General features: G+C 64.9%; 16 protein-coding genes. 1 reads left to right on the top strand and 15 read right to left on the bottom strand.

The features are described 5' to 3' along the window. Nucleotides 1-16 precede the first annotated feature (16 nt). The 12 genes from ACP2AH_RS06695 to ACP2AH_RS06640 form a co-directional block, all read right to left on the bottom strand. Nucleotides 17-316, bottom strand: a complete 300-nt coding sequence (locus ACP2AH_RS06695) for a hypothetical protein (protein ID WP_425105084.1) — start codon at nt 314-316, stop codon at nt 17-19. 48 nt (nt 317-364) lie between these two features. Further along, nucleotides 365-832, bottom strand: a complete 468-nt coding sequence (locus ACP2AH_RS06690) for a hypothetical protein (protein WP_425105083.1) — start codon at nt 830-832, stop codon at nt 365-367. A gap of 39 nt (nt 833-871) precedes the next feature. Further along, nucleotides 872-2,929, bottom strand: a complete 2,058-nt coding sequence (locus tag ACP2AH_RS06685) for a sigma-54-dependent Fis family transcriptional regulator (protein ID WP_425105082.1) — start codon at nt 2,927-2,929, stop codon at nt 872-874. Between the two features lie 91 nt (nt 2,930-3,020). After that, complete coding sequence (locus ACP2AH_RS06680; RefSeq protein ID WP_425105081.1) at nt 3,021-3,518, bottom strand: hypothetical protein; 498 nt, start codon at nt 3,516-3,518, stop codon at nt 3,021-3,023. Nucleotides 3,519-3,882: 364 nt separating this feature from the next. Further along, nucleotides 3,883-5,514, bottom strand: coding sequence for a molecular chaperone GroEL (locus ACP2AH_RS06675; RefSeq protein ID WP_425105080.1), 1,632 nt, complete (start codon nt 5,512-5,514; stop codon nt 3,883-3,885). 66 nt (nt 5,515-5,580) lie between these two features. Further along, nucleotides 5,581-6,453 carry a metal-sulfur cluster assembly factor gene (locus tag ACP2AH_RS06670; RefSeq protein ID WP_425105079.1) on the bottom strand — a complete coding sequence of 291 codons (873 nt, stop codon included), beginning with the start codon at nt 6,451-6,453 and terminating at the stop codon, nt 5,581-5,583. Between the two features lie 4 nt (nt 6,454-6,457). After that, nucleotides 6,458-7,480, bottom strand: a complete 1,023-nt coding sequence (locus ACP2AH_RS06665; protein WP_425105078.1) for an amidohydrolase family protein — start codon at nt 7,478-7,480, stop codon at nt 6,458-6,460. Nucleotides 7,481-7,589: 109 nt separating this feature from the next. Further along, nucleotides 7,590-7,961, bottom strand: a complete 372-nt coding sequence (locus tag ACP2AH_RS06660; protein ID WP_018391468.1) for an MmoB/DmpM family protein — start codon at nt 7,959-7,961, stop codon at nt 7,590-7,592. Nucleotides 7,962-7,966: 5 nt separating this feature from the next. Continuing rightward, on the bottom strand, nt 7,967-9,037 hold the full coding sequence (locus tag ACP2AH_RS06655; RefSeq protein WP_425105077.1) for an aromatic/alkene monooxygenase hydroxylase subunit beta: 1,071 nt from the start codon (nt 9,035-9,037) through the stop codon (nt 7,967-7,969). 51 nt (nt 9,038-9,088) lie between these two features. Beyond that, entirely contained in the window at nt 9,089-10,150 is a 1,062-nt protein-coding gene (locus ACP2AH_RS06650) for a 2Fe-2S iron-sulfur cluster-binding protein (RefSeq protein ID WP_425105076.1), read from the bottom strand. Nucleotides 10,151-10,223: 73 nt separating this feature from the next. After that, nucleotides 10,224-11,894 (bottom strand): aromatic/alkene/methane monooxygenase hydroxylase/oxygenase subunit alpha, encoded by a 1,671-nt coding sequence (locus ACP2AH_RS06645; protein WP_425105075.1) that lies wholly within the window; start codon nt 11,892-11,894, stop codon nt 10,224-10,226. Between the two features lie 566 nt (nt 11,895-12,460). Beyond that, nucleotides 12,461-13,513 carry an NAD(P)-dependent alcohol dehydrogenase gene (locus ACP2AH_RS06640; RefSeq protein ID WP_425105074.1) on the bottom strand — a complete coding sequence of 351 codons (1,053 nt, stop codon included), beginning with the start codon at nt 13,511-13,513 and terminating at the stop codon, nt 12,461-12,463. Nucleotides 13,514-13,747: 234 nt separating this feature from the next. Between ACP2AH_RS06640 and ACP2AH_RS06635 the strand changes: the two genes are divergently transcribed. After that, on the top strand, nt 13,748-15,661 hold the full coding sequence (locus ACP2AH_RS06635) for a sigma-54-dependent Fis family transcriptional regulator (protein ID WP_425105073.1): 1,914 nt from the start codon (nt 13,748-13,750) through the stop codon (nt 15,659-15,661). On the opposite strand, the gene ACP2AH_RS06630 is transcribed toward ACP2AH_RS06635, so the two are convergent. The 3 genes from ACP2AH_RS06630 to ACP2AH_RS06620 all read right to left on the bottom strand — a co-directional run bounded on the left by ACP2AH_RS06630 (nt 15,637) and on the right by ACP2AH_RS06620 (nt 18,319). After that, nucleotides 15,637-16,134 (bottom strand): hypothetical protein, encoded by a 498-nt coding sequence (locus tag ACP2AH_RS06630; protein ID WP_425105072.1) that lies wholly within the window; start codon nt 16,132-16,134, stop codon nt 15,637-15,639. The genes ACP2AH_RS06635 and ACP2AH_RS06630 overlap by 25 nt on opposite strands. A gap of 108 nt (nt 16,135-16,242) precedes the next feature. After that, entirely contained in the window at nt 16,243-16,536 is a 294-nt protein-coding gene (locus ACP2AH_RS06625) for a transposase (protein ID WP_425105071.1), read from the bottom strand. A 244-nt stretch (nt 16,537-16,780) separates the two neighbouring features. Then, nucleotides 16,781-18,319 carry an FAD-dependent monooxygenase gene (locus ACP2AH_RS06620; RefSeq protein WP_425105070.1) on the bottom strand — a complete coding sequence of 513 codons (1,539 nt, stop codon included), beginning with the start codon at nt 18,317-18,319 and terminating at the stop codon, nt 16,781-16,783. Nucleotides 18,320-18,386 lie beyond the last annotated feature (67 nt).

Here is an 18,386-nt window from a genome sequence, read left to right as displayed (position 1 = left end):
TGCCCGGCGATTGGGCTCACTGTTTACTGATCTCGCGGTCGAGCGCGTCGAGTCGCCCGTACCATTCCATGAGGTCACGCTCATCCTCGGCGAGTGCGGCCAGCGCCGCGCCGTACTGCAGCCGCACGTCCGCGAGTCCGTCGGTCACGGCTGCATCGACACGCTGCAGAAGATCGCGCTCGCAGCGCATCACTTCCAGATCGAGGCCGCTGAAGATCTGCCGGTTCTTCAGCTGGCGCGCGTTCAGGCGGCCGATCTGCTGCACGATTTCAAGACGCTTTTCGAGCAGGGCGCGCAGGCGTTGCGTGTCGCTCATCGGGGCTCCTCGGCGCAGTCCGGCATGGCACGGCCCGCCCTGCTGTCGCTAACCATCCCCACCTCCCGCAGCGTCCGGGCGCAGGGCGGCGACTTCGGCCAGGATGTCATGAAGGCCGCCGAGGCCGGACATGAAATGCTGCTCGGCGCTCTCGACATAGCTGCGCAGACTGTCCCATATGTCGGCCCGCAGCAGATGGGTCGAATCGCCACCGAAGCGTTCGAATGCCTTGAGGTCGATCTGGTGCGACAGGGCCAGGCCGTTCACCACGAATTCGGTGAGTTCGCGTCCGTGCGATTCGACGAAGAGCCGCAGCAGCGGATGATCGCCATAGTCGACGCCGTTCGAGCCGAGCGAGCGCTCGATGAAGCCCTGAAAGTACCGCGACAATAGATCGAGGCTGTCCCCGCGAATGCGCAGGGTGAACACCACGTCGCGCTCGGCCTTGTCGAGAAGGATCGAGGCAAGCTCGCTGGCCTGGGGGACGCGGCCGGGGGGATACATCGGTTCTGTCATCTGAGCCTTGCCCCCTGGTTCCCTCTGCCGGCGCGGCGGCTAAAGCCGTGCCCGATAGTGCTGGAGCTTGCGATAGAGCGTGCTGCGCGAGATCCCCAGCCGATCGGCGGCAACCGATGTATTACCGCCCGAGGCGACCAGCGTGCGCTCGATCAGCCGGCGCTCGGCCTCGTCGATACGGGCAATCGGCTCCCCGGAATCGAACCTTTCGGCCGCCTCGCCGCCTGCCTCGCGCAGATGCTGCACGTCCTCGATCAAGTCTTCCGGCAGGTCATCGATGCCCACCGTGCGGTCGACCGCCATCAGCGACAGCGACTCGACAAGGTTGCGCACCTCCCGGACATTGCCGGGCCACTCATAGCGTTCCAGCAGATCGATCACCGCCGGCTGGAAGCGCAGCGGCTCGGTGCCTTGGCTTGTCGCCACGCGGCTGTTGAAATGGTGCAGCAGCAGGCGGATGTCGCCATGGCGGTTGCGCAGCGGCGGAATGGTGATCTTGACCGCGCCGATGCGGAAATAGAGATCCTTGCGGAAGCGCCCCTCCGCCGCCTCCACCTTGAGATTGCGGTTGGTTGAAGCGATGAGCCGCACATTGATCGGCCGGGGTCGCGCCTCGCCGATGCGATAGACGGCGTTTTCCTCGAGGATGCGCAGGAGATAGGGCTGAAGGTCGAGCGGCATCTCGCCGATCTCGTCAAGGCTGAGCACGCCGCTGTCGGCGATCTCGAAGCGTCCGGCGCGGCCCTCGCGTGTGGCACCGGTGAACGCGCCCGGGGCGTGGCCGAACAATTCGCCACCCAGCAAATCCTTCGAGACCGCGCCGCAATTGAAGGTGACGAAGGGTTCCTTCCCCGTGGTGAGACCGGCCGCGTGGATGAGCTTGGCGAACAGCTCCTTGCCGACGCCGGTCTCGCCTTCCAGCAGGATGGCGCCACGGCCCTGCGCGGCGCGTTCGGCCCGCTCAATGGCTTCAATGAGCACCGCACTTTCACCGACAATGGCCTCCCGCGCCGCCCGCAATGCCGTGGCCGCCTGGCTGGTGCCGGCCCGCACCGCCGGGGCGGGGTGGCCCGTCGGGCCGAGCAGCAGCACCGCGCCGGAGAAGGCCCCATCGTGAACCAGCGGCTCGATGCGCTGGCTTTCGACACCGGGAAGGCCGGCGATGTTGTCCGGCCAGTTGCCGCCCTTGAAGTCCATCAACTGCTCGCCGAGCCGCAGCTCGCTGCCGGGATGGGCATGGCGCCAGCGCGCAACCGCGGTGTCGCTGTGGTGGATCACCCGGCCCTGCCGGTCGACGATGACGAAACCGTCGCCGCGCGCGCCGCCCTGCAGCCGGGCCAGGCACAGTTCCAGCAGTTGCATGCGCTCGACCCGCAGCTGGTCGGCGAGGGCGAGCTCGATATGGCTCGCCGCCATCATGCCAAGGGCGATGTTGTGGCTGCGAAAAATGTCCTGCGGGCCGGAGAAGTCGACGACGCCGACAACGCTGCCGTCGAGCGGATTGCGGATTGGCGCGCCGATGCAGGTCCAGGACTTCACGCCTTCGCAGAAATGCTCGGCCGCGCGCACATAGACCGGCCTGCCCGTCACCAGCGCCGTGCCGATGCCGTTGGTGCCGGTGACGGCTTCACCCCAATTGGCGCCGATCTCGAGGCGGATATCATGGGCGGCATCGAGAATGTGGCGGTCGCCGGCGGTGTCGATGATGACGCCGCGCTGGTCGGTAACGACGACCATGGTCGCCGTCTCGCCGAGAATGTCGGCCAGACGCTCGAACGTCTTGCCGGCGGCCTGAATCAGGCCTCCATTCTGTCGGCGCAAGCCGTCCACCTCGTCGGCGGAGACGATGAGCTCGCTGCCGCGACCGCGCGGGTTGACGCCGGAGACGGCGCTGCGTTGCCAGGAGCGCTCGATGACGCTGCGAACCAGCCCGCCCGGACCGGTCGGCCGGTTCTGGTCCAGGAAATTCTCCCAAGCCTTCATCGTCGCTGACGCGTCGTAGGAGGCACCATCCGCGGCGTGATCGACGCCGTCCTCGCCCTCGTCCATTCGAGAGGGAAGTGCGGTCAAACGGCGCTCAACGGGCGGCTTTGTCATATGCGCTTCCGTCTGCATCCAAATGTCCCGTGGCCGTCCGAGAACCGGCCTCTGCGCAAAACGGACCGGAGGTTCTGGCGGACACGCCCGCTCAGATGACCTGCGGCGGGGCAAAGCCGAGGCGGGCGGCGAGTTCATGCTTGAACGGCTCGTCGACCTCGTCCTCGGACAGCATGCAGCCATCGAGCCCGGCCAAAGCCTCCAGCACCTCGTCCGTCGCCGCATCGAAGAAACCGTTGGCACGGGTGGCGAGACAGAACACCCGGCCATGCGCGCGGTGCCTGATTTCGCCGAGAAACAGCAGCTGTCGGTTGGTGTCCTCGTCGACCACAACGACACGGTTGTTCAGGCTGATCCGGATATAGGGCCGGGGGGCCGCAGTCCGGCCCACCGAGGCGTAGCCGATGAAGCTCTTGCGATCGTATTCGGCAACGGATGTCTTGGCAGCGCGGGCCTGCTTGATGTCCTGCCAACGACCGCCGGAAATCTGATTGGCGAGACGATCAATCGTCCCCCAATTTTCCCGAATCATTTTCTTGGCGGCGACGTCCTCTTTTCGAGGACCATCCTTCTTGGTGATAATATACACCAAAGCAACCTCCCCTTCATTTTTCGCGAATATCAGACACCCGAATTCCTGGCGCGTGGCATCTGCTTCGCTTCATTTGCAACGTTTTTACCACGCTTCCAATCAAGCGTCACTTGATCAAGCCGCCCGGCGGACGCGCCCGTGCGATGGAGCGTTCCGGCACGGACGGCGCCGAAAAACACGCGCCAGACGCGGCCGACGACGCCGGCGATGGAGGCTCGCAGGGTCGCCCCGGTCACCGGCGGCGCCGCCCGCTCCTGGACGAACGGGACCGGGACGACGTCGACATCCGGCTGCGACGCGCTCCGACCTCTTCGGAAGGCATCCCGCCGGCCGGGCGGGAGCCGTCGGCGGGATGCCATGATCATGCGCGGCCGAGCTTTTCAGCGCCGCCGCCGAGCGCAGGGCCGGCGGTGGGGTCGACATAATCGGTGATGTCGGCAATCAGCGTGTTGGTGGTGAGCACCAGCGTGGCGACCGAGGCGGCGTTGCGCAGCGCCGTGCAGGTGACGCGCACCGGATCGACGATGCCAGCCGAGATCATGTCCGTCATCTCGCCGGTGGCGGCGTCGAAGCCGATGCCGTCCTCCGCCGCCATCAACTGGTCGACGATGGTGTCGGGGTCGTAGCCGGCATTGCGGGCGATGAAGGCCGCCGGACGGGACAGCGTCTCGCGCACCAGGCGGATGCCTTCGCCTACATCGCCATTGAGATTGCCGAGCCGGGAAGCGACGATGGGCGCGCATTGCAGCAGCGCCGTGCCGCCGCCGGCGACGATGCCCTCCTCCGCCGCCGCGCGGGTAGCGCTCAGCGCGTCGTCGATCAGCTGGAGCGTGCGCTTCTGCTCCACCGGCGTCACGCCACCGGCGTAGATCACCGCCGTGCCGCCGGAGAGCTTCGCGAGGCGCTCCTTCAGCTTGTCCTGCTCGATATTGGGCGGGGCGAGCTCGTGCTGGCGCGTGACTTGGGCCCGCCGCGCCGCGATCGCTTCCGCGTCGCCGCCGCCACGAACGATGATGGTCTCGCGGCCGCTGGCGCGCACCTGGCGGGCGGTGCCGAGATCGTCGAGGGTGACGTCCTCCAGCCGGCCGCCGAGGTCGCGGGCGATGACCTTGCCGCCGGTGATGATGGCGAGATCGTCCATCATCGCCTTGCGCCAATGGCCGTAATCGGGCGGGTTGACCACCAGCACCTTGCCGCGATTGCCGTCTCCGAGCAGGGTGACCACCACTTCCGGGGCGATTTCCTCGGCGATGATAACCAGGGTGCGCCCGGTCTGCGCCACCGCCTGGCGGATGCCGGCGATCTCCTGCGGCGCACGGATCTTGAGGTCGGTGAGCAGGATGTAGGGCTCGTGCAGCACCACCTCCATCTTCTCGACATCCGTCACCATGTGGTGGGAAATATAGCCCCGGTCGAACGACATGCCCTCCACCACGTCGAGCGTGGTCTCGATGGTGAGGCCGTAATCGGAGGAGACGATGCCGTCGAGGCCGACGCGGTGCAGCGCCTCGGCCACGAGGTGCCCGAGATGCGGGTTGGTGGCGGCGATGGTCGCCACCGCTTCCAGCATCGAGCGTTCGGAGGCCGGGCGGGCGCGGCCCTTCAGCGTTTCCACCACGAGATCGACCGCCGTATCGATGCCGCGGCACAGGTCGACGGGTTTGGCGCCCCGCTCCAGTGCCGCGACGCCGTTCTGGATGAGGCCATTGGCCAGCACCATGGCGGTAGTGGTGCCGTCGCCAGCAACCTCGTTGGTCTGCATCGACACCTCACGCACCACCTGCGCGCCCATGTTCTCGAAACGGTCGGGCAGCTCGATCTCGGAGGCGATGGTGACGCCGTCGCGCGAGACGATGGGGGTGCCGATCGGCCGGTCGACCATGGCGTTCATGCCTTTGGGACCGAGCGTCGATTCGACGGCCGCCGCCAGCTTGCCAACGCCGCGGGCGAGGGCGCGGCGTGCCTCGCCGTCATGCAGGATCATCTTTGCCATGGCTTTTTCCTCGTCGTTTTGTGTGCTTGTTGGGGTCGACGTCGGAACGGGGCGCAGACGCCTCGTTCACAGAGCGAACGGCAGGCCGGCGCCTTTCGCGGCAGGCGCCGCAGCGCCGGGGTTCAGGGCGCAGCCGCCGCAGCAGCCGCTGGACGCTCCGGCACCGCCGCAGGCGTGCCCGGAAGTCATCGCCGCCGCCGCGCGCGGCCCCTCGTCGTAGCGGGCATCGAGAAGCCCCCGGCACAGCGCGCCATTGGCCTCCATATTGATGCGCACCGCGCGCAGCCCACGCAGATGCACCGGCAGGCTCTCGGCCGCGATGGCTTCGCCGTCGAGGGTGACGAATGCGAGGTCGGACGGCCGCGTGGCGAGGCCGCGCGCCAGCAGAATTTCGCGGTAGCGGGGCTTCTGGCGCAGGCCCTCCGGGTCGGTGATGACGGCGCGGTCCAGGGTCGCGAGATCGGTCGCCACGAGGGCCGCATCCGACCAGCCGGCCCGTCGCAGGCCCAGGATGACCGCCTCCTGCCGGCGCTGAAACGCCTTGCGCAGGAAGGTTTCGCGCAGGCTCTCCAGCGTGTCGCCGACCTCCAGATCGCGGAACGTCTCCGCGAAGGAGAGCCCGAGATGGGTGCCGCGATTGACCTCCTGCGAGAACATATGATCTTCGAGCCGGGGATGAACCTCCCGCGCCCAGGGCAGCGCCCGCACCGCCCGACCGATATCGTCCGCCATCAGGAAGGCGAAGTTGGGCGAGCACCAATAGGTCGGCAGGCGGAAGGCGACATCGACGCGGCCATCAGGGCCGATCGCGACGTCTTCCACGAAGCCGAGATCGACGATCGACTCGTCGAGTTCCGGGTCCATGACGCCGGCGAGCTGGTTCCACACGGCGGCGATGCGCGCATCGCCGCCGATCTGCGTGCTGGCGGGGCGGCGCATGGGCCTACTCCGCCGCGACCGCCAGCGAAGCGTCCTTCAGCCTCGCCTTCTGTGCCTCGACATCGACATTGTAGAGCCGGGCGGCATTGAGGCCGAGGATCTTGCGCTTGGCCTCGCGGGTTAGGTCGACGCCATGCTCCTGCTTGATGTCTTCCGGGATCTCGAAGTTCCAGAACTTCTCGACCAGCCAGCGCGGCGTCCAGATGGCGTAATCGCTGCCAAAGAGGATCTTGTCCTCGCCCACCCAGAACAGCAATTCGCTGATCACTTCGGCGAAGTAGCGCGGGCGGGAGTGGATGAAGGGCAGCGCCACAGCGAGACCGCCATAGACATTGGTCTCCTGCACCGCGATCCAGCAGAAATCATCCAGCCGGGGCAGGCCGCAATGCTCGACGATGAAGTTCAGGCCTTGGAAATCGGTCGCGGCATGGTCGACGTCGTGGACATCGAACGCATCCTTGTCGAGCGGGATGATGGTCGGTCCCTTGTGGACATGGACATTGGTGATGCCGAGCTTCTGGCACAGCTCCAGGCAGCGATAGGCGCTGGGGTCGGTGAGCTTCCAGCCGCGGGAATCGCCCTTCCATTCCGCCGTGTAGAGCTTCACACCCTTGATGTTGTAGTTTTCCTTCATGAAGTGGATGTATTCGATCGCCTTCTCGCCATCGCGCGGATCGAAGGCGCCGTTGACGATGTAGCGGTCAGGATAGGCCTTCGCCATGCCGCGATTGCGCTCGATGGTGTTGAAGCCGTTCTTGTAGAATTCGCTGAGATAGGTCGACTGGACGATCGCCATGTCGTCGGGACCGTCGACGAACAAATCATGGTGCATCTTCTCGGCACTGTACTTCTCGAACTGTTCCTTGCTCCACAGCTGATCCTTGGGGCTCAGGGCGGTGTGGTAGGCGTAGAAGCAGTCGATGAATTGCTTGCCATGTATGTTGGCCTGGTTCTCCGGGCTGCCGTCCCAGAAATGGGTGTGACCATCGATGATGAAGATCTCCTCACCGTCCGGTGTCCTGAACATGAACCCTCTCCCCTTTTTGACGAATTCTGTGAGCGCGTGGCGTCGCGGCTGATGGCGGCAGGCATGCCGCCCCGGGCAAGGCAGACTTCCCCGGGGCAATGTGCGTGACTCACTCGATGTATTGGCGGATTTCATCCATGTCGCCGAACAGTGTCACGGTGTTATCGTCGACGCGGATCATGCGACCATAGTGCGTGGAGGTGTTGACCTCGAATATCTCGGCATTCATTTCCTTGCCGAGGATTTCGCTGATCTCATCCATTTTGAAGATGAGCTTGCCTTCGCCATCGATACGGATCAGCGCCGGCTGGTAGGTGATGGTGACATTGGGCTTCTGACCCATGAACTCGGCGATGGCGCGCGCCTCGACACTGTCGTTCATGGTGACGCCGCACTGGTGCGAAATCGTCTGATCGAAGACGAGATCGCCCATTTTCTGGAAGATGTTCTGATTGGTGGCCGAGCGAGACATGGTGGACATGGGCGTCACTCCTGGGGATGGTCGAGGCCGAGTTCGCCCAGGATCTTCCCGATGCGCTCGACCGACTGCGCGCGCGCGTCGGAATACTGGACTGGCTTGGAGTGCGGCTGCGACCAGATCGGCTGCAAGCCCGCCGCCGCATTGTTGGCCAGGGCGACATGCTTGCGCAGCCAGGCCTGGAACAGGCCCTTATTGTGCGCGCCGTGCTCGGGATCATGCGCCAGCAGGTGGAACAGATCGATCGCATTGGCGAGGTTGCGCTCGTAGTCCGCCTCCGCCGCCGAGATCACCGGCGGGGTGATGAAGTCGCCATTGGGCGACGCCACCTGCATCAGGAAGCCAGAGCGGAACAATTCGCCCACCAACGGCTCGAAGACGATGTTGATGGCGAAGTACTGCTCGAGATAATCTTCCGAGCCCATGATGGACTCGACCGCCTCGCGCGTGCCCTGCCAGCTGCCATCTTCAAGCCAGGTGCGCTTGCCCGCCTCGTCGTCGAAATTGCCGATGTCCATGCCGATTTCGGCAAGATACAGCGTGATGTCCTGGGCGAGGCGCAGCTTGTACGACGAGTTGGTCAGCGTCGCATTGTTGATCATCTGGGTGTAGCCGTAGCGCTGGGCCTGCATCAGCGAGGTGCCGAGCCCGAATTCGGCGTGTTTCCACGCGCCGAGATGGTTCTGAAGTACCCGTACCCATGCCTTGTCGAAGTGCAGCGGCGCACCGGACTTGCGGCCATTGGCGATGACGGCCTGCACCATCGCCTCGATCTTGGACTGCCGCTGGTAGTGGGTGCGCTCCCACTCCTGGTCCGGGGCGCGGAACAGGTGCCAGTTGGAGCTCAGCGCGGCGGTGTTGTCCTTGGAGTAGGCGCCGCGCCCGTTCGGGAACGAGATGATCCAGTCCTGCAGCAGATAGCGCTCGGGATCGGGCTGGACGTCGACGGTGACGTCCTCGTAATGGGTCGCGCGCTTGCCGCGCGGCTCGAAGTAACGGTACTTGCGGCTGTCGGAATCGGCGAAGACGGCCGATCCGGCTGCCCCCGACTTGACCGGCGCCGTTTGCGTGGCTGTCATGGTGATCCTCCCAAATTATCGTTGTCTGGCGAAGGCGTGTGGTGGTGGCGCTCAGGCGTGCGCCAGTTGCTCGGTGGCGTTTGAGGCCGGCGTGAACTTGTCGAAGAAGATCCGCTCGGTCGGCACGTCGTTCATCTGCAGCACCGGCACGAGAGCCTCGATCATCGGCTCCGGGCCGCAGGCATAGACGTCGACGTCCTCGCCGCAATCCAGCCGCCGCAGATGGGCGTTCAGGACTTCATGAATGAAGCCGCGCTCGCCGCTCCAGCCATCCTCGTCGCTCGCAGCGGAAAGCGCGGGGATGAAGTGGAAGCGTGGATTCGCCGCCTCCAGCCGGGCGAATTCGTCGAGGTAGAACAGGTCCTTGGCGGTGCGGGCGCCGTAGAAGAAATGCACCTCCCGGTCTTCTCCGCTTTCCAGATGGTCGTGCAGGATCGACCACAGCGGCGACATGCCGGAGCCGCCGCCCACCAGGATCAGGACCCCTCCCTTGTCTTCCCGTCGGAAGCAGGTTCCGAAGGGGCCGCGAACGGTGAGCCGGGTTCCTGGATGGAGTTCTCCATCGAGGCGGGAGGAGAATTTGCCGTTGGGGTATTTCTTGATAATGAAGGCGAGTTCTTTGCCCTCGACCGGCGTATTTGCCATGGAAAACGAGCGCGTAATCGCCTCTGCCCCCGGGAGCGTGATGTCGACATATTGGCCCGCCCAGAATTTGAGAGGCTGATCGAGCACGATCTCCAGGCGCCTTATGTCGTGGGTCAGTTCAACGACCCGCGTTACCTCCGCGCCGAAGGTCCGGACGGGTATCGATTTCGAGAGGATCTCCTCGTCGAAGTTGAGAAGATCGACCTCGATGTCCGAATAGGCCAGGGTCCGGCACAGCAGGATGTGGTTCTGGTCCCGCTCCATCTCGTTCAGTGCGAAGGTCGAGTAGGGCTTGAGCTCGACCTCGCCCTCGTTCAGCACGCATTTGCAGGCCGCGCACCGCCCCTCCTTGCAGCCATGCGGCAGGGCGATGCCCTGCCGGAAGGCCGCATCAAGGACGGTTTCACCCTCTTCGACCTCGAATTCGACGCCGACCGGATTCAAGCGGACGGTATAGACGTCGCCCATCGTGCGACCTCCCCGTTAGATTCTGGAGCACCTTGGTCGATGCGGGACCGGCAAAGCCGGTCCCGCGCGACGTTCAGTTGCAGGGATTGATGGTGAAGCCGGCGCGGTAGTCGGCGAGGTGCTTCTCGCGCTGCTCGGGGCTCATCTCGCGCAGGGTGATCAGCGGGCTCTTGATGGTGTGCCCGCGCACATCGTCAAGCGTCCACATCTCCTTCTCCTCGAAGCGCAGATGCGGCTGCGGCACGAGGGTCTTGCCGTCCGTGCGCACGAAGCCGAGATCCTGGATGGCGTCCGCCAGGTCCCAGTCGTGGTAGCAGCTCTCCCATTCGCGCCGGCCGCTGAAGCGACCCATCGCCGGGGTGGGACGGCCCTGATACTCGCTGGCAAAGGCTTCCACCGCGGTCCAGCGGTCGAGCTCATGGGCGAAGGTGTGCAGCTTGCCGTCGATCATGTCGGTGACAATGTCCTCGCGCACCACGCAGGGCACCATCGAGCTCCAGCACCGGTGCGGATAGACATAGCCGGTGTCGGCGTTGAACAGCATGTTGGTCTGGCCGCGATGCGAGAGCTTGGCGTACCACTTCCAATATTCGCCGAACTGGGCGTACCAGCCCGGGTACTTGTGCTCGAACCACTCGAAGTCCTTGTCGGTCTGGGCCTCGATGCGCCAGAAGTTAACCGGCCAGCCCACGGAGAAGAACTGCGCGATCTTGTGCACATAGTTCTTTTCGGTGATGCGCTTCCACGCCGTCTGCACATCGTCGTGGTGGATCTTGATGCCGTACTTTTCCAGCGGCAGCATGTAGGTGCGGTAGTAGTCCTCGAAGATCCAGCGATGCCACATCTCCGCGTAGGATTCCTTGTTCTTGTCGCGGTTGGTGGTGCCGTATTCGATGAAGGTGCCGATGGCGGCGTCGACGATGGCGTGATTCTGCCAGAAGGCGTAGCGCATGTCGCGCTCCAGCAGGAGATGGTTCTCCGGCTCCTTCAGCATCGACATCAGCATGGAGTGGCCATTGCCGACATGCCGGCTCTCGTCCGACTGCACGGACAGGAACACGGTCGGCAGGGCATAGTCGCCGTTACGGGCGGCTTCGGAGGGCATGGCGACGAACAGCGTGTTGGTGAACGCGGTTTCGGCCACCACGGTCAGGTAGACATTGGCGGAGGTGATGGCGTCGCCGGTGATGAAGCCTTCACCGAACTGGCGGCCGATCGTGGTGGCGTAGCACTTGCCGAAGGCTTCCTCAGTGATATCGAATCCGGCCGGGTCGATATAGTTCTCCATGTACCACTTCTTCAGATTCATCTGGATCGTCGAGTGCCGGAACTCGTCGACCATCTGCATGGTGAAGCCGGTGCGCAGGTCCTCGCCGGGCGCCAGACGACCGACCATCGCCATGGAGCGGGCCGCCGAGATTTCCGGGAACGGGATAATGGCCAGGAACAGCTTCATCCATTCCACCCAACGCGGCTCGACATTGCGGAACATGTCGCCACGCAGAGCCGCGTCGAGCGCGCCATAGACCCGGTTGTCCTTTTCTTCCTGCATCGGGAAGTAGGAGCGAAGCACCTGCTTCATCGGGTCTTTAGGCGCCTTGGTGATCTTGTAGTCGGTCGGGAAGGTCATCGCCTCCTGCACGTAGGAGGGATTCCATCCGAGATCGGCGATCTTCTTCGCGGCGTCCGCGACGGAGATGCCCTTCTGCGCGGTGATCTTGTTAAGGGTCAGTGTACTTGTCATTTTTGCCATCCTGCTCTTGGAGCGGAATCCACGGTCAATTTCCTCCCGGCGGGTGCGGTACAGCGTTTGCGCGGTCCGACCGGCCGGGTTCTAGACATGAGGAACCCTTCGCCCGTCGCACATGCGGCGAGCGTCGAAGGCCTGGGCAAAGGTACAAGGCACCGGGTGCGGCTGTTGGCGTAACGGGTGCGGGACGGCGGTCCTGACCTGACCGTCTCATGACCCGCCGGCCCGGCTCCTCGCCGTGCCGGCAGCTTCCCCGGACTTCTTCCCTTCGTTCTTTTCGTGGCCTGCCCCGTGGGGCACGTCAGCATTGTTCTAATAGTAATTTAGCAAGCGCCGTGCCAAGTCGTCGCAATAGGTGTTTCAACGACTTGACTGGGGTAGAACACGCATCAGATCGCGCCAGTGAATTGTTTTGCGAATCGCGCGTCCGAAAGTGTTTCATTATGCGAAAATGGTGCAGCGCAGAATGATCGGTAACACCTGCTTACTTAACTGCTATTTATGCTGCGATGCACGCATCATCGTCTCTGGAATACAAGATACCGCACCCCTCCGGCCCGTCAGGGAACGAGAACGGCCCGGCCATGGATCTTGCCGGCGTTGAGATCGTGCAGCGCCAAATTCGCGTCCGCGAGTTTGTATTCGCTGGTCGCCAGCTCGACGAGACCGCGATCGGCCAGCGCCATCAGCTCCGTCAGTTCGGCCCAGGTGCCGACCAGATTGCCGATGATGTTGCGCTCGGAGATGATCAGGTCGACCGCCGGAATCTTGATGTCCTCGCCGTAGCCGACAATGTAGTAGCTTCCCATGGCGCGGGTCATGGCGAGCCCCTTGGCGGTGGTGCCCCTCTCGCCGACGAAATCGATCACCGCCTCCGCGCCGGCGCCGCCGGTCAGCGCCAGAACGGCTTCGACCTCATTGCCATCGGCCTTCACCACCTGGTCGGCGCCGCTTTTGGTCGCCAGCGCCAGCGAGGCGTCGGACTTGTCGACGACGATCACATCGGCGGCGCACATCGCCTTAAGGCACTGGATGCCGATATGCCCCAGCCCGCCGGCGCCGATGACGACGCAGCTCTGGCCGGGCAGCAGGTGCCGGGTGGCCTTCTTCACCGCGCGATAGGCGGTGAGGCCGGCATCGGCATAGGGCGCCACTTCCTTAGGTGTCAGCGAGCGCGGTAGCGGCACGATGTTGCGCTCCGACGTGCAGATGAATTCGGCATAGCCGCCATTGCAGTCGAGACCTGGAAAGCTGCCGGCTCCGTGCATGTCGAAGCCGCGACGGCAGGCAAGGCAGGTGCCGCCGGTGATCTTGGGGTGCACGATCACCGGATCGCCCTTCTTCAGGCCCTCGACCTCCTTGCCCACCTCCTCGATCCAGCCGGCATTCTCATGGCCCATGATGAGGGGCAGGAGCTTGTCGCCCGTGGGATCCATATGCGGCTTCCACACACCCTCGATGATGTGGAGATCGGTGCGGCAGACGCCGGCGCCACCAATGCGGACGATCACATCGGTGGATTTCACGATCTTGGGATCGGGCACGTTCTCCTCCGCGACCCAGAGGTCGGCGGTGAGACTCGTGTCGTATGTTTTCAGCACCTGCGCCTTCATGGCGTCCTCCCTTTTTCGGCACCGCTTGGCGTCGCCGTCGGAGGGTCCATCGCAGCAAATGTGCCACACGCTATTTGCCCATTTCGTCAAGGCTTTACTGCAGGTGCGAAGGCTTTCGCGCGTTCATCGCCTGAACAGGGGCGATCGAACAGTGTCCAGTTTCTGTCTATTGCCTTCCCTTTGTTTTGCGCCGACCCTGCCGCAAAACGACAAGAACAGATGAGGATAGCGCCGATGCCGCCCCCATCCCCCACCTCACCTTCCCCCACCCCAAGCGCCCCCGGCGCCCGGGCACGCGTCGCGCTGGAGGCAGGCGTGCGCGTGCCCGGCGGCGCGCTCTCGCCGGAGATCGCCCGCAGCTGGGAGCGCTGTCTCGCCGGCGGGCTCGACCCGACGCGGCGGCCGGACGAAGCGGTCATCGCCTTTGCTGAGGTGCGAACCCGGCGCGAGGAGCAGGCGCTGCTGCGCCGTCTCGCCCTGGCGCAGATGCAGCTTCTCTATGAACAGATTGCCGGCTCGAATTTCATGATCGCCTTCGCCGATGCCGGAGGCGTTGTATTGGATGCGCTGAGCGACCCGTCTTTCGCCGACAGCGAGGCGGGGCGCTCCATCGTGCCGGGCAGCGTGTGGCTGGAGGGCGGGCGTGGCACCAATGCGCTCGGGCTCGCGCTGGTGGAACAGGCACCGGTCTCCATCTATGGGCGTGAGCATTTTTTCGCCTGCCACGGCCATCTCAGCTGTGCCGCCGTGCCTATCTTCGACCCGGCGGACCGGCTGGTCGGGTTGCTCGACGCGTCGAGCTCCAATGAAGCCCGCCAGCAGCATACCCACGCGCTGGTTCGCATGGCATCGGCGGCGGTGGAGAATGGGCTGATCGTCAATGCCCGGCCGGATGTGCTTCTGCTCGCCCTGCATCCGAGGGCCGAATATCTCGACACGCTGTCGACCGGCCTCATGGCGCTGTCGCCGGAGGGCGAGGTGGTGTCGATCAACCGGGCCGCGCGCGGACTGCTCGCCGGGCTGGACGCCACGGCCGGGCAGGCTTTCGACGCCCTGTTCGAGCCCGGCTTCGGCGGCGTGGTCGACGAGTTGCGCCGCGCGGGCATCGCCCGGGTCCGCGACCGGGCCGGTAGCCTGCTTTACGTCGCGTGCCGACGCTTCGCCGCGCCGCCCCTGCGCGAGAGCCCGGCGCCGGCGGGGACGGCTCGCCTGCCGATGCCTGCAGCCGCTGGTGCTGCTGCTCGTGCTGCCCCCGCGGCCTTCGTCTGCGAGGATGCGCTGCTGCAACGGCGTATGCGCGGTTTGGCGGCTGCCACACGCGAGCGGCTGGCCGTTCATATCCATGGCGAGACCGGCACGGGCAAGGAGCTGATGGCCCGCCATGTTCACGCACTCAGCGGCCGGAGCGGCGCGTTCATACCCATCAATTGCGGCGCGGTGCCGGAAACGCTGTTCATCGCCGAACTGTTCGGCCATGACCGGGGCGCCTTCACCAATGCGCGCAACGAGGGCGCGCCGGGGCTGATCCGTCTGGCGGATCGGGGAACGCTGTTCCTCGACGAGGTGGGCGACATTCCGCTGGCCGCGCAAACCGCGCTGCTGCGCTTCCTCGACACGATGGAAGTTCGCGCGCTCGGCGGGGGGAAAACCGCGACGCTGGATGTGCAGATCGTGTCCGCCACCAATCGGGATCTTGCCGCCGCCGTCGCCGCGCGCCAGTTCCGCGCCGACCTCTATTACCGGCTCAATGGGCTCTCCGTTGAGATCCCGCCGCTGCGCGAGCGCGGCGATTTCCATGCCATCGTCCGTCATCTTCTGGCCGGGCACGCGACGAATATCTCGATCGATGACACGGTGATCGAGCGCCTGCGCCAGCGGCCCTGGCCGGGCAACATACGCGAGCTGCAGTTCTGGCTTCGTCGCGCGGCGATCGAGACCGAGGGCGAGGGGCTCACTGCGCTGTCCTGCGAGGACGGCACCGATGATGGCGCGCCCAGCTGCGCCCAGTGCGCATCTCACGCGCTGAGCCGCGATCGATGCCGGCGGATTCGCGAGACCTTTGCGGCGACCGGCGGCAATATCCAGCAGACCGCGCGCCGGCTCGGCATCTCCCGCACGACGGTTTACAAACATCTGGAAATCGGCTGAAGCGCGCCTCCCGGACCGCGCCAGACGGCCGAGCCGACAGCCTTAGCCGCGAGGCAGATACCAACGGCATGGAGACCCTGCCGGGCATCGGTCGCCGCCAGCGTTTCAGGCAAGTCCACCGCAGATGCGGCGAGATGACGGCTCACCTTCAGCACATCCGGGCGACCGCGCAGGCCGTCGGCCTGCGTCCACGCCTTTCCGAGAACATTCACGATCGATGCCGGATTGTCGACCGGCGTGAGGATGACCCATCGAAGCGAGGTCCCTGGAACGGAAAGCCCGCAGAGCAGCAAAGGGGTCAGGTCATAAGCGGCCAGATCCTCCCGAGAAGCGGCTTCCCGGACGAAGACAACGCCATATTCCCGATGCAGGAAGACATGCTTGGCCGTCGCAACGACCAGGTGATGTTCGCGGACGCGCATAGGGCCGTCCAGGAACTGCTTGTCGATCAGCAGCATGAGGGCGAGGTTCATCTCGGTCTCCCTGCGGCTCATAATCAAACGAGGACCGGGGAAGCGACAGCAGCCGGCACTGCATCCCGACCGACAACGAGGGGTGGTGGCGCTCGATCATCGTGCGCCTCACTTCCCGGTCCAGGGCTTGAGCTTTCGTGACAAGAAATCATTGGCGACCGCCAGCTCCCCGATCTTGGCGTGAAGATCGCGAACCGTGTCCTCGTTGACCTCGGCCGTCTTCCTGCCGCCCCGCTCGAAAATGTCAGCGGCTCCATCCAGGAGCGCCTTCTTCCACTGGTGGATCCTCGTCGGATGCACGCCGTATGCAGCGGCCAACTCCGACACGGTGCGCTCTCCCTTCACGGCTTCAAGCGCCACGCGAGCCTTGAAGCCCGCGTCATGGTTCCTGCGTTTGCGCATGTCCTGATCTCCTCGTCTCGGGAAATCAGCAGACGTCACATCGTAGCTTCCGTCACTGTCCGGATTTCGGGGAGTAGCTCACACCTTTTGAATATCCCTGCGGCGCCGACAATTCCCCGGTCTGGATAGTCACACAACGGTCGGATGCGCGGGGGCGCATCCGACCGTTGGGACATGTCACAATGTCCCTATCTCGCACCCGCAAGCGAAATGCGCGGGCCGAATAAAGCCCCCGCGCCCATGATCATGCAGGCACGGATGCCGTCTGGGCGTAAGCATGACGCAGGGTCTCGGGGTTGGCCTGATCGCGGGTCCGCCAGGCGACGATCCCATCCGGCCGCACCAAGAGCGCGCCCGCAACACCAATGCCGAAATGCGTCTCGAAGGCGTCCGCCTCTTGGAAGCGGATATCGCGCCCGACCCCATAGCCTTTGATCGGCAGGTTTCCGATCGCGGACAGCCAGGCCGGATCCTGGCTTAGAAGCACGAACCCTTTGCCAAAGAGGTCAAGCGCGGACAGGCGCGCGCCGTTCTGCTCCATCCAGACATGGGGCGCACGGGTGCCTGGTTCGCCGGCCCACAGGGTCGGGGATGCGGCCGCTGGCAAATTACATCCCTCACCTATCACCGCTGTCGACCGGACCAACTGGCCGAACTCCATTGCGTCGTCGCCGAACAGCGGATCGGGCTTGAACCCGAGGCCAACCCACTTGGCATAGTCGGGCCGCGAAAAGGTCTGCTGGTGGCGCAGCCAGCCGATGGGCCGGCGCTCGGCATCGTAGGTCTCGAGCAAGCCCGGAGCAGATGCGCCGTGAAGCACAAATTGGAGCTTCCAGGCGAGATTCCATACATCGTCGATGCCCGTATTGGCCCCAAATCCGCCCCGTGTGGGCGGCAGTTGGTGCGCGGCATCCCCGGCCAGGAAGATGCGGCCCTGCGTGTAACGATCGGCGATACGCCCCGCCATCTCCCAGCGTCCGGTGGTGATGATCTCCACATGCATCTCGCGACCTAATGCCCGCAGAACAGCGACGCGCAACTCCGCCTCGCTCCGCTCTCGGTCATCGTCGAACATCAAGACCCAGCGGCTGTCGCCATAGGTGGTGAGAAAGGCGCGAAAGCCGGGCTGCTCGATCTCGTACTGCTGGATGCCCGAGGCAAGAACGGCATCCGCCTCCTGGCACCGAAACAGGACGCTGCGAACCGTGCGCAAATGGCCGACACCGCTGCGGGTGATGCGCAGACTCTCGCGGATAGGACTGTCGGCGCCATCGGCGGCGATCAGATAATCAGCTGCGATGTCGTATTCGGGGGCGCCGTCCAGCGGACGCAGACGAACCCGGACGTGGTCGTGGGCTTGCCCGAACGAGACCATCTGGGCCCCCAGCCGCAGATCCGCGCCAAGCTCGAGCGTCGCCTGCCGAAGGATTGGCTCCAGCTTGTCCTGCGCGATCGAAGCGCCCGTGCAGGGAGACAGACCGGCTGCCTTCTGGCCCGGCTCTCCCGGCGTCCACGGGGGCTCCGCCAGGGTCTCGCCGATCAGGCTTGCAACCTTGGCCCGGCGCAAGCGCATGTGCGGCGGGACCTGGGGAATGCGCTCTGCAATTCCCACGGCGCGGAAATGTTCGAGGCTGGTCTCGGTGAAGCCGATGGCGCGCGGATGGGGAGAACTGCCCCGATGCTTTTCGACGAGGATATGGGGCACGCCCCGCCAGGCGAGGAAGAGCGAGGCGGACAGCCCGACAAGGCTGCCACCGACGATGATGACGGATGTGCGTTGCATGGAGGGTGACGTCCTTCGATCAAGAAGCCGCAGGCACGGCGAAGGACGCATGCGTAATCATCAGTCG

This window comes from Ancylobacter sp. (assembly GCF_965249975.1).
In the GTDB taxonomy this organism is placed as follows: domain Bacteria; phylum Pseudomonadota; class Alphaproteobacteria; order Rhizobiales; family Xanthobacteraceae; genus Ancylobacter.
Note: the sequence above shows the minus strand (reverse complement) of the source record. Positions and strands in the feature narration are given on the sequence as shown.